Source organism: Pantoea dispersa (assembly GCF_014155765.1).
GTDB classification, from domain to species: domain Bacteria; phylum Pseudomonadota; class Gammaproteobacteria; order Enterobacterales; family Enterobacteriaceae; genus Pantoea; species Pantoea dispersa.
In genome coordinates this window covers 192,435-203,942 of sequence record NZ_SCKT01000002.1, presented here as the reverse complement: position 1 = coordinate 203,942, position 11,508 = coordinate 192,435, and the positions used below count along the sequence as shown (strand labels likewise).

The window sequence follows — 11,508 nt, the reverse complement described above, 5'->3', positions numbered from 1 at the left end:
GGATTTTTATATTTGACATAAGCGGCGTCAAATAGCGCTATTAACGCATTCAGGTGCAATATTTAACGCCGCCAGCGATAAGCGATGCGCTATACCGGCGAAGGCGCGCGCAGCGCGACCCGATTGTTCCTCGCCAGTGACGTCGCCGCAGAGTAGAATGACCACGCGGCGCGGCGACAGCGTGCCGGACAATAACAGCCGGAACCGCAGCCGGACACGCGTCACCAGGTTGGACTAACCCACTTTCAACATACTGATTGCAATGAAAATTCGTTTCTTATCTGCTAATGAACTCAAGCTGGCCGAGGTGCGTACCATCCTTGAGCCGGTGGGTGTCGAAGTGGTGCCCATTGCGCGCCGTATTGAAGAGATTCAGACCGAAAATGAGGTGGAGCTGGTTCGTGACAAACTGACTAAAGCCTTTTCAATCATTGGCCGCCCGCTGTTTGTCGAGCATACCGGTCTGTATCTGGATGGGCTCAATGGCCTGCCCGCCGGTCTGACGCGCATCTTCTGGAGCCGGCTGAACGCGGAACGCTTTACCAAACTGGTGAACGGGCTGGACAGCCCGGGCGTGACCGCCAAAACCGTCCTCGGCTACTGTGACGGGCGCAAAATGTACCAGTTTGAAGGCCAGCTGCGCGGCACCATTGCCCGGGAGCCGGCGGGGCCACGCGAATTTCAGTGGGACTGCGTGTTTATCCCGGAAGGGCACACCCAGACATTCGCTGAAATGGGCGAACTGAAAAACGAAATCTCGATGCGCCGCCTGGCGCTGGATCGCTTTGCCACCTTTCTGAAAACTTCGCGGGGACTGGCATGAAACCGGAACTCAAACGCGCTTACGATGCCGGCAAACTGATTCTGTTCGCCGGTGCGGGCATCTCACGCAATCTCGGACTGCCGGAGTGGCACGAGCTGATTGCACATCTGGCTAATGAGCTGGGCTACGATCCGAAGATCTTCAATACCTACGGCACCCATTTGTCGCTGGCGGAGTATTACAAACAGCGCAAAGGCTCGCTCGGCCCGCTGCGCAGCTGGATGGATCGCGAGTGGCACCGTCCGGATATCGACGTGCGCAGCTCTGAAATTCACACCATGATCACCCAGGGCAATTTCTCGCGCATCTATACCACCAATTACGACCGCTGGCTGGAGATGGCGCATGAAGCGCACAACGTGCCGTACAGCAAGGTCGCTAACGCCGCCGATCTGGTGTCGCTGACTGAAGATAAGCGCCATATTATTAAACTTCATGGCGATTTTGACGATGATACCTCCATCGTGCTGGATGAGAGCAGCTACTTTGAGCGGCTCTATTTTGAATCGCCGCTGGATATCAAACTGACCCATGACGTCATGGGTAACTCCGTGCTGTTTGTTGGCTACAGCATCAGCGATTTCAATATCCGCCTGCTGTTTTATCGCCTGACCAAAATGTGGGGCCGCACCGGGCTGGCGACCGCACGGCCTAAATCCTACCTGTTCACCAACCGTAATAATCCGGTGGCGAAAGAGGTACTGGGGCAGTGGGGCATTGAAATGATCGTGTCTGAAGAGGACGATCCGCGCAAAGCGCTGGCAACCTTCCTCGAAGAGCTGCTGGCTTAAACGGCAAGCAGAAAATCGTTGGCTAAAAAAGCTGAATGAAATATACTGTATATAAACACAGTAAATGAGGTGCATCATGGCAGTCGAAACCAAATATGTTGTGGTCAGAAAGGGTGAAGAGAAGATGACGTTTGCCAATAAAAAAGACGCAGATGCATGGGACAAGATGCTCGATATGGCCGACGCGTTCACCGACTGGCTGCAGCAACATCAGCCAGCGATGGATGAGGCCCAGGCCGAAGCGCTGGGTATGCTGCTGGCCGAACAGAAAGACGCGGTGCAACACATTCTGCGCACCAGCAAACTGCCGGACGCGGTGAAAGACAGCGGCGAAACCGCTGCTGACGACAGCGATACGGCTGTGCCGGAAAAAGAGAAGAAGGTGCGTGCGGTCAAAGCCGCCTGAGGAACCGCGCGTTCGCTTTGTACTGCTGCTGAATCCGGGCCAGCCTCTGTGCTGGCCTGGGATCCATGCAAAGGATCAGTGCGTGAAAAGAGAGAAGGTGCCTGAGTAGTAACTGACCATCCACGCCACATACACCAGCCAGACCACCATTAACCCTGCCAGACTCAATTTACCTGCCATGTTGCATTCCTCTTGTTATGCGGCGCGTTACGCCCGTACGCAATAACCTGACAGCACAACGAAGTGGCGATCTTGCGCCAGATCAAATTCCCTCTTTTTTACTGCATCGTCTTAGCGTTTTTAATGGCGACTCAACGCCGCAACAGCGGTTGATGGTTTTCTGATCTGACCTGCCAGGCCATCAAGTTCCCGGATTGTGCGCCGATAGAGTGATTACAGGGATGCAGGTGCACAGGGCGTGATTCTTTTTCAGTAATAAAGTGTCAACACCAGGAGCGCCGACATGGCCACAACCGTATCTAATAAGAAAAAAATGAGCACCCGCACACAAATGCTGCTGACGGGCGCCTTAACCATCACCCTCGGCTTCGCCGTGACTATCGGCGTGCTCAGCTGGCAGTCCAGCAATGAGCAAAAATCGCTGGCGGAAAGTTACTTACAGCAGATTGCGCAGAGTCAGGCGCTGCAAATCCAGCAGGAGCTGAGTTACGCACGCGATGTCGCACACAACCTCGGCCACAGTCTGATTGCCCTGCCGGCTGCCGGCGTGCAGGACCGCAAAGTGGCCGATAAGCTGCTGGTCTCTGCACTGCGTGATAATCCGGACTATCTCTCTATTTCGGTCATCTTCGAAGAAAACGCGTTTGACGGACGCGATGCTGAGTTTGCCTCTCAGGCTGGCGCGGCACCTAAAGGACGTTACGCCTATTTCGTCGATCGCGACCAGGGCGGCAATTTTGCCCTGCATCCGCTGACCTCAATCTTTACGCCTGGCCAGGGCGATTACTATCTGCTGCCGCAGAAAAGCCAGAAAGATACGCTGATCGAACCTTATAGCTATGCCTATAACGGTGTGCCAACGCTGCTGACCTCGGTGGCCGCGCCAATTATCAGCCAGGGCAAACTGTGGGGAGTGGTGACATCCGATATCTCACTGGCGTCACTGCAGGAAAAAGTGAACAGCATCAAACCGTGGGAAGGCAGCGGTTACGCCATGCTGCTCTCCAGCGCGGGCAATGTGGTGTCTTATCCGGACAAAAGCCAGACCAGCAAAGCCTGGAAGGGCGACACACATAATTTCAGCAGTACGGTCACCGAACAGCATGACGCTATTCTGGGCGAGGATGCGCTGGTGGCCTGGCGGCCGGTGGTGATCGGTAACAGCGATCAGAAATGGTATCTCGGCGTGGTGGCCCCGGTGAGCAAGGTGATGGAAGCGGCGCACCGTCAGCTGATTAACGCGGTGATTTTAATGGTGATCAGTATCCTGGTGGTGTGCGCACTGCTTGGGCTGGTATTTAGTCGCAAAGTGCTGAAGCCGATTGGCGGTGAGCCACTGACCGCAGCCACCATTGCGCTGGCGGTGGCCGATGGCAAACTGGATAACGCTATCCCGCTGAAAGCGCGCGACAGCAGCAGTCTGTTCTTCGCCTTGCACACTATGCAAAATCAGCTGCGCGAGATTGTCGGGCAGATTCAGGATGCCAGCGCGTCGGTACGCCAGGGCGCAGGTGAAATCGCCAGCGGCAACCTCAACCTCGCGTCACGTACCGAAGAGCAGGCGGCCGCACTGGAACAAACTGCCGCCAGCATGGAGCAGATTACCGCGACGGTAAAACACAACGCTGCTAACGCGCATCAGGCGACGACGCTGACCGATAACGCGACGCACATCGCCAGCCGCGGTGAGTCACTGGTGGGCCAGGTGGTGCAGACCATGGCGCAAATCGACGACAGCGCGAAGAAAATCGGCGACATCACTGCCATTATCAACAGCATCGCCTTCCAGACCAACATTCTGGCGCTCAACGCCGCGGTTGAAGCGGCGCGCGCCGGGGAACAGGGACGCGGTTTTGCCGTGGTGGCGTCGGAAGTGCGTAATCTGGCACAGCGCAGCGCCAATGCGGTGAAGGATATCGCTGCGCTGATTGAAGAGTCCGGGCAGCGTGTCGGCAGCGGTGTGCAGCTGGTGCAGGATGCCGGTAAAACCATGCAGGAGATGACGCAGGCGGTGAACTCGGTGCGCACCATTATCGGCGAGATTGTTACCGCGTCAGACGAGCAGGCGCGCGGCATCAGCCAGGTAACGATCGCGGTAAACGAGATGGATGGCACCACCCAGCAGAACGCCGCGCTGGTCCAGCAGATGTCAGCCGCCGCCAGTTCGCTGGAAGACCAGGCGGCACAGCTGGCGCATACCGTGGGACGTTTTCACCTCAGCTGAGGTCGGTGACCGATCGCCGGCACGCTGCGTAAATCAGGACGGTCGCCACGTCAGGCGACCGTCTTATTCCTTTCATCCGTTTCGCCGTGACGGCATCATGCGCAGCAACGTATTGTCTTTAATCAGATAATGATGCACCAGCGCGGCCGCCGCGTGCAGACCAATCAGCCAGTAGCCGTATGGCGCGAGGGTTTCGTGCCAGTCGCTCAGCATATCGGCAAAGTCGGGATCCGGGCTGGCGCTGACCGGCATCGGAATCGCAAAAATCCACCAGTTACGGCCCATGTAGAAGCGCGAAAGGATGCCGAGAATCGGCAGTACGATAAAGAACAGATAGATCGCCAGATGCATCAGATGCGCCAGTCCGGTTTGCCAGTGCGGCGGCTGGGGTTCGATTTTCGGGCTGCGATGGCGAAAACGCAGCACAATGCGTGACAGCATCAGCAACAGCACACAACTGCCGGCGCTGAAATGTCCGACGATCATGGTATAACCTTGCCAGGATCCGCGCGTGAATAAGCCGCGAAACTCCATGGTGCAGTAAGCGGTGGCCACCAGTACCAGCGTCAGCCAGTGAATAAAGATTTGCGCAGGGGCATATTTGTTACGCATAGCCAGTCCGAAAATTAGCGGTGTGGGATGCTTAACATAGCGAAAAACGCGCTGAATTAATTCATTTTTTGCCACATCCCGTTCGGCTTACTGTTCGGCTGCCTGCAACAGCTGACGCAGCAGGGCGGCAAGCTGCTGCGTCTGCCGATCGTCCAGCGTGGCCAGCAGCGCGTTCTGCGTTTGCGTATGCACCTGCAGCGCCTGCTCAATCTTTGCCAGGCCGGCCGGCGTCAGCATCACCAGCGTGCTGCGCTTATCATCGGCATCGGCAACACGCGCAATCAATCCCTCTTCTTCCAGCCGGTTAAGCCGGTTGGTCATGGCACCGGAGGTGACCAGCAGCGATTTGTAGAGCTGCGTGGGCGACAGCCGGTAAGGTGCGCCGGCACGCCGCAGCGTCGCCAGCACATCAAATTCGCCGTCGCGAAAACCAAAGGGCGCCAGCGCCTCAGCGCGCTTTTTCGCCAGAAGCTTCATCAGGCGCAGCATGCGGCCAAAAATCGCCATGGAAGAGGCGTCCAGCTCCGGCATGGCGCTGGCCCATTGCGTAACGACAAAATCTACGTGGTCAGTCATGTTAATTCTCATCAGTTCACGGCGGGCAATGTGTCGCTTTGTGCGCACCCGCTATCGTTCTTCCGCAAAGTATCTTAACGTTAAGATACTTTGGCGTATGGAGACAGAATGTGAATCGTACCTTACCTGCTATTGGCATGTTTGCTTTACTGGTTTTTGTGGTGGCGCTGAATTTGCGTCCGGTGATGGCGGCCATCGGACCGCTGTTCCTGCAACTGCAACACGATGCAGGGCTCAGTGCCACACAGCTGAGCCTGCTGACGACGCTGCCGGTCATTATGATGGGGCTGGCGGCGCTGGCCGGGCCGCTGCTGCTGCGCAGGCTGGGTGAAGCGCGCGGCATTACCGCTGGCCTGATAGTGCTGGTGCTCGCGGGTGGCGCGCGTGGCGTTGATCACAGTGCCACCATGCTAACCGCCAGCGCGCTGCTGGCCGGCTGCGGCATCGGGCTGATCCAGGCGCTGATGCCCGCGCTCATCAAACGTCACTTCGCCTCGCGTGCCGGTACGTTAATGGCACTGTTCACCACCGGTATTATGGCCGGAGCTGCAGTGGCCGCAGCCAGCGCCGCACCGCTCGCCAGCCATGCCGGACTGACGATCGCCCTGATGCTGCCGTCGCTACCGGCGCTGATCGCATTGATACTGTGGCTGCGCCTGCAGCCTGTGACCACGAGGGTAAACACGCCACCGGCCGGCGGCGTACACCGCACGCCGCGCGCCTGGCTGTTGATGCTGTTTTTTGGCATCGGCACCGGTGCTTACACGCTGGTGCTGGCGTGGCTGCCGCCATTTTACATGCAACACGGCTGGCTGCCGGCGCAGAGCGGCTACGTGCTGGGCGCATTAACCCTGACCGAAGTCGCCGCCGGATTTATGCTCTCCGCGCTGATTCATCGCTGCCGCGATCGCCGCTGGCCGCTGCTGGTGGTGCTGGCTTCCATCCTGCTGGGGCTGTTCGCACTGCTGTGGCTGGGCGGCGAACGCGCCTGGTTGCCGACGCTGCTGCTGGGTTTAGGGATCGGTGCGCTGTTTCCGCTATCGCTGATCGTCACACTTGATCATGCCCGTACGCCGGAAGAAGCCACTGCGCTGCTGTCGTTTGTGCAGGGCGGCGGCTATATGCTGGACGCGCTGATGCCGCTGATGGCGGGCATTGTGCGCGATCGCGCGGCATCACTCGACAGTGCGTGGCAAATCATGGCGGCGGGCGTGTTGCTACTGATGCTGATGGCGCTGCGACTTAAACCCCAGCGATAACGGCAGGAAACCATTGTCAGACGGAATACGCTGTTTTATAAACCGTGCAGAGTGAGAGTATCGATAAATCAGGAGCAATGATGTCCCCGCAGGTCGGTGTTGGCGTATTAATTTTCCGCGATGGCAAGCTGTTGCTCGGCCAGCGTAAAGGCAGCCACGGTGCCGGTGACTGGTCGGCGCCGGGCGGCCATCTGGAGTTTGGTGAATCACCGGAAGCCTGTGCACGGCGGGAAGTGCTGGAGGAGACCGGTTTACTGCTGCACAGCGTACACAACGGCGCCTTCGTCAGCGATGTGTTTCCGGCGGTCAACCGCCACTATATCACGCTGTTGATGGTAGCGCCGGACGCCAGCGGTGAGCCGCAGCTGCGGGAACCGGATAAGTGCGCAGGCTGGCACTGGTTCGCGCCTGAGGAGCTGCCTGAACCGTTGTTTGCGCCGCTGCAAAGCTGGCTGGCGCGCGACGGTCTGGCGGCACTGCAGGCGCTGGCCCAGCGTAAAGATCGCTAACCGTATTGCTTCATCGAGGCTTCGGCATCTTCTCCGGCCGGGATGCGCATCGGTGCGGCGGGATCGGTCGCGGCACGCCACACGGCAGCGGCAACGTCCTGTGCTTTAGTGGTTGGCTGGGGCTGCTGCATGCCGGCGATGATGCCATCAAACATCGGCTGGTAAGGTTCAAGCAAGGTGTTTTCCATGCGCGGCCGGGCGTTTTTGCCAAAGTCGGTGGTGGGTGCCAGCCCGGGCAATACCAGTCTCACCTGAACATTAAAGGGTTGCAGTTCCAGCGCCAGCGACTCGGTAAAGGCGTTGACTGCCGCTTTGCTGCCGGTATAAACCGCCAGCAGCGGCAGGGATTTCAGCGTCACCGTCGAGGTCACATTGATCACCATGCCACTGTTTTTCGCACGGAACTGCGGGATGACCGCCTGCGTCATGGCGATGGTGCCCAGCGTGTTGGTTTCGAACACTTCCCGCACCGAGGACATCGGCGCGCCTTCCAGCGAGGTTAATAATCCGATGCCGGCATTGTTGACCAGCACATCAATCTCTCCTGCTTCAGCCAGCGTTTGCCTGATGCTGGCGGCATCGGTGACATCCAGTGGCAGCAGGCGCAGATGGGCGGATTCGGGAAACAGTTCGGCGCGCGGGGTGCGCATGGTGGCGATGACTTTCCAGCCGCGCTCCAGAAACCAGAGCGCGGTAGCATGACCAAAACCAGAAGAGCAGCCGGTGATTAAAATTGTTTTCATGGTTCACTCCTGCATTGCGTTGGGTAAGAGCTCACTATAGAGTGCCACTACCGGACTCACTACAACGTACAGTCCTGGTTTCATTTGCAGGAGTCCATTATGATCGATCCGCTCGCCGAAATGGTGTCACTGTTACAGCCCGGGGCGGCTTATTCCAAACGCGCGCGTGCCAATGGATTATGGCGTGTGCAGCGCAGTGAGACCGGCCAGCCGTTTTACTGCGTGGTGCTGGAGGGGCGCACCCGACTAGAAATGAAAGGTCATCCTCCGGTTGCGCTTGAGCAGGGGGATTTTGTCCTGATTCCGGCTGCGTGGGAGTTTTGCATGACCAGCGAGCAGCCACCGGCCGCAGATGCGCCTGATTCGATGCCGGAGATGCTTGCGCCGGGCGAAGTGTGGCTTGGCGATCGGCAGCAGCCAGCCGAGGTTCAGACGCTGATTGGTTACTGCCAGTTTGCCGCACCCGACGCGGAATTGATTGTCTCGTTACTGCCACAGTTTATTCATGTGCGTGGCGTATCGCGCCTGACCACGCTGGTGCAGCTGGTCAGGGATGAGTGCCGTGCACAGCGTCCGGCACGGCAGATCGTGCTGGAACGTTTGCTGGAATTACTGCTGATCGAGGCGCTGCGCGCAATGCCCGCGGCGAATGCATCGCCTGGCGTGATGCGGGGACTGGCCGATGAGCGGCTGGCCGGGGCGATTCGCGCCATCCACGCCAGGCCAGCCCATGGCTGGACGGTGCCCCAGCTGGCGAAACACGCGGCGCTATCGCGCTCGGCGTTTTTCGTACGTTTTCGCGATGCAGTGGGCATGGCGCCGATGGCGTATCTGCTGACGTGGCGCATGGCGCTGGCTAAAAATCTGCTGCGCAGCAGTCGCCTGTCAGTAGCCGACGTGGCTGAACGGGTGGGTTACCGCTCGGCCAGCGCCTTCAGCATCGCTTTTACCCGCTTCACCGGCCAGACGCCGAGCGGCTTCGCTGGCGCGGAACGGCGCAGCGGCACCGCAGAAGCTGAGCCAGCAATCGCCCGGGTAAGTTAACCACGCCCGGAGCAGCGGCCAGCGTAAGACGTGTCGCCATAAAACGTGCAATGCCGTTCAGTTCAAAAATACCCTGTTAATGCCGGTGCGCATCAATGCGCACTCTACAAAACAGTGCCATACCCTGTCAGGTCACCATTTATGGTGACCTAAAACACGTTACAAAACTGTGCCGTTACCGCCAGGATTGCCATTTATGGTGACGTAAAACACATTACAAAACCGTGCAATTACCCTGTAGGGTCGCCATTTATGGCGACCAGGGAATACTTGTGTAGGCAACAGGTAACCATACAAGAATCGTTTTAAATCAAAGCATCGTTAAAACAAAGAATTACAACTTCATCACAGAGCAATAATTGCTTCAATTTCGATTTTCAGATCGGGGCAAAACAGCTGGCTAATCTGCACCAGTGAACTGGCGGGCAGGTGTTCGCCATAATGCCGGTAAAGCACGTCGCGCAATGCATTTATATCGGTGAAGGAGGTGACAAAGATTGTCACTTTTATCAGGTTTTTCAGTGATGTGTTTTCCTGCGCAGCCAGTGTATGTAGTTGCTGAAAAATCACTTCTGCCTGCGCAGCAATATCCGCCTGCTGCGCCGTTGTTGCGAAGGCAGTCAGACCCGAAACGTAAAGCGTGTCGCCATGCTTCACGGCGTGCACGTAAGGCGCTTTTACTTCGCCCAGCTCTGGATAGTTTTTACGTACCAACACCTTCTTTTCCTTAAAAGATTTCCCTTCGCATCACGCTAACCTGTTCTGACGACACGATGCGCTGCTCGATTTCCTGCCAGCCATAGCGACGGTAAAATGCCTGCTGATCCGGCGTATACAGCCACAACTCTGGCATGTGGCGCTGGCGAGCTTCTTCAATTAAACGCAATACCAGAGCAGAGGCCACGCCTTTACCGCGGTGTGCCGCGACAGTCAGTACTTCGCCCATCCAGAACTGGCGTTCATGGATGTCATCAAGCTCGTGAAGAATCGTGCTGGCAGTGGCAAGCACTTCATTTTCTGCATTCAACGCGACCAGCGTAAACGTTTTTGCCGGATGCGCGTTGCGCATCAGCAGGCGTTGACGTATGGCGCTCCGGTCGCGCCAGTGAGAAAACCCGGACCACTCCTGATGAAGCATAGTTGCCACCGTATCCAGCAACTGCGGGCACTGGCTCAGTAAACTGATATTCATTGTTATCCCTCCGCGACAACCCGAGGGATAACACAGCGTGGTGGTAAAGACTACCGTTAATATGTCGCTACACTATCGCGTTAAGCCGTTTTCACCGGTCAGCCAATCACCGGCTTAGCGTTTCGCCACCTGCTCGCCATCCGGGGTTTTGCCATGCCCGGCAGCAGCCAGCTCGGTATTAAAGTGGGAGACCAGCACCGAAAAAGTTTCCTCTGCTTTCATGCGGTACAGCTGTTCGGACGGATGAATACAGTCGGGTGACATCAGCGACTGCCAGTCTTTCATCTGCAGGATGCGCTGATACTGACGCGCCAGCGGCACCGATTCTGCTTTAGCCAGCGCGTCCAGTTTGGTGACGTAAGGTGCAACGTGCCATTTCTCCGCGCGGCCACAAATCGGGTGCGGCTCCTGTAATATCACCTGCTTACCCTCTTCACGGGCAATAGTAATCAGCTGTGTCATCACCTGGGTATATTTATCCGGGCTAACCTGGTAATCCTTTTCTATATCGCGGAAATGGAAATGGCGTGCATCGTTGGTGGCAAAATTCAGCAAAATGATTTTGGCCGGCGATTTCTTCATCTCTTCGCGCCAGCTTTTATTATTCTTGTAGAAATATTTGCCATTTAACAGGTCCATGGCCTGCGATGAGGACGCGCCTTTATTCACTACGCGAATGCCATCGCCATACTTCTCCTGTAGCCACTGGTTAATCAGAGCAATCTCATTGTCTTTAATATAAATTGCGCGCAATTTGCCATTTTCCTTTATCGCCATGGCACCGCGCGTACTGGAACCGCCATAGGCTTCAATAATAAAGTTATTATCGGGCTTGCCGCTTTCGGCGAATGCGTTATTGCACAGACAGGCTGTGGTAATCAGCAAAGTGACGATGCCAGATAGCGCTCGTTGCATAACAAATTTCCGCCTTTTGATACTCAAGGTTACATGGAGAATCGATTGTTTACTGTAAGTGAATTACCTTAACAGGGGAGATTGCGGGTCAACAATCCGAAAGCACGGTTGCGGGGTGAAAATTAGGTCAACTCTGAGACAAAAGCTGCCCGCTGAATAAAAGTCATTTAAATACAGTTACATAAAATCAAACCTTACCCAACAGTCACTCTTCAGCCAGAAAATCCCGCATTG

General features: G+C 56.7%; 13 protein-coding genes. 7 read left to right on the top strand and 6 right to left on the bottom strand.

Translation table 11 applies throughout. The annotated features are described in order from the left end of the window. Positions 1-262: 262 nt before the first annotated feature. The 4 genes from H7K56_RS07625 to H7K56_RS07610 all read left to right on the top strand — a co-directional run bounded on the left by H7K56_RS07625 (position 263) and on the right by H7K56_RS07610 (position 4,424). Positions 263-823: a non-canonical purine NTP pyrophosphatase gene (locus H7K56_RS07625; RefSeq protein ID WP_010618047.1), complete on the top strand. Its 561-nt coding sequence runs from the start codon at positions 263-265 to the stop codon at positions 821-823. Continuing rightward, positions 820-1,614, top strand: coding sequence for an SIR2 family protein (locus H7K56_RS07620; RefSeq protein ID WP_182688983.1), 795 nt, complete (start codon positions 820-822; stop codon positions 1,612-1,614). The genes H7K56_RS07625 and H7K56_RS07620 overlap by 4 nt, the downstream gene beginning before the upstream one ends. Positions 1,615-1,690: 76 nt before the next feature. Continuing rightward, the gene (locus H7K56_RS07615; RefSeq protein WP_021509064.1) at positions 1,691-2,020 is read left to right on the top strand and encodes a YebG family protein; all 330 of its coding nucleotides are present in this window, start codon (positions 1,691-1,693) and stop codon (positions 2,018-2,020) included. 463 nt (positions 2,021-2,483) lie between these two features. Continuing rightward, on the top strand, positions 2,484-4,424 hold the full coding sequence (locus H7K56_RS07610; RefSeq protein WP_021509066.1) for a methyl-accepting chemotaxis protein: 1,941 nt from the start codon (positions 2,484-2,486) through the stop codon (positions 4,422-4,424). A gap of 72 nt (positions 4,425-4,496) precedes the next feature. On the opposite strand, the gene cybB is transcribed toward H7K56_RS07610, so the two are convergent. After that, positions 4,497-5,036, bottom strand: coding sequence for a cytochrome b561 (gene cybB, locus H7K56_RS07605; protein WP_031280003.1), 540 nt, complete (start codon positions 5,034-5,036; stop codon positions 4,497-4,499). 87 nt (positions 5,037-5,123) lie between these two features. Further along, a complete protein-coding gene (locus H7K56_RS07600) occupies positions 5,124-5,612 on the bottom strand; it encodes a MarR family winged helix-turn-helix transcriptional regulator (RefSeq protein ID WP_150360317.1) in 489 nt (162 codons plus the stop codon). A 110-nt stretch (positions 5,613-5,722) separates the two neighbouring features. Between H7K56_RS07600 and H7K56_RS07595 the strand changes: the two genes are divergently transcribed. After that, on the top strand, positions 5,723-6,871 hold the full coding sequence (locus tag H7K56_RS07595; RefSeq protein WP_150360316.1) for an MFS transporter: 1,149 nt from the start codon (positions 5,723-5,725) through the stop codon (positions 6,869-6,871). A gap of 80 nt (positions 6,872-6,951) precedes the next feature. Further along, positions 6,952-7,380 carry a nucleotide triphosphate diphosphatase NUDT15 gene (locus tag H7K56_RS07590; RefSeq protein ID WP_182688997.1) on the top strand — a complete coding sequence of 143 codons (429 nt, stop codon included), beginning with the start codon at positions 6,952-6,954 and terminating at the stop codon, positions 7,378-7,380. On the opposite strand, the gene H7K56_RS07585 is transcribed toward H7K56_RS07590, so the two are convergent. Continuing rightward, complete coding sequence (locus H7K56_RS07585) at positions 7,377-8,123, bottom strand: SDR family oxidoreductase (protein ID WP_021509071.1); 747 nt, start codon at positions 8,121-8,123, stop codon at positions 7,377-7,379. The two genes, H7K56_RS07590 and H7K56_RS07585, sit on opposite strands and share 4 nt — an antisense overlap. Positions 8,124-8,222: 99 nt before the next feature. Here H7K56_RS07585 and H7K56_RS07580 point away from each other — a divergent pair, with 99 nt between their 5' ends. Further along, positions 8,223-9,167 carry an AraC family transcriptional regulator gene (locus H7K56_RS07580; protein ID WP_150360314.1) on the top strand — a complete coding sequence of 315 codons (945 nt, stop codon included), beginning with the start codon at positions 8,223-8,225 and terminating at the stop codon, positions 9,165-9,167. A gap of 345 nt (positions 9,168-9,512) precedes the next feature. Here the strand turns inward: H7K56_RS07580 and H7K56_RS07575 are convergent, their stop codons facing one another. The 3 genes from H7K56_RS07575 to H7K56_RS07565 all read right to left on the bottom strand — a co-directional run bounded on the left by H7K56_RS07575 (position 9,513) and on the right by H7K56_RS07565 (position 11,274). Further along, the gene (locus H7K56_RS07575; protein WP_021509073.1) at positions 9,513-9,884 is read right to left on the bottom strand and encodes a RidA family protein; all 372 of its coding nucleotides are present in this window, start codon (positions 9,882-9,884) and stop codon (positions 9,513-9,515) included. A gap of 10 nt (positions 9,885-9,894) precedes the next feature. Then, entirely contained in the window at positions 9,895-10,305 is a 411-nt protein-coding gene (locus H7K56_RS07570) for a GNAT family N-acetyltransferase (RefSeq protein ID WP_249042702.1), read from the bottom strand. A gap of 168 nt (positions 10,306-10,473) precedes the next feature. Beyond that, positions 10,474-11,274 (bottom strand): SGNH/GDSL hydrolase family protein, encoded by an 801-nt coding sequence (locus tag H7K56_RS07565; protein WP_150360312.1) that lies wholly within the window; start codon positions 11,272-11,274, stop codon positions 10,474-10,476. Positions 11,275-11,508 lie beyond the last annotated feature (234 nt).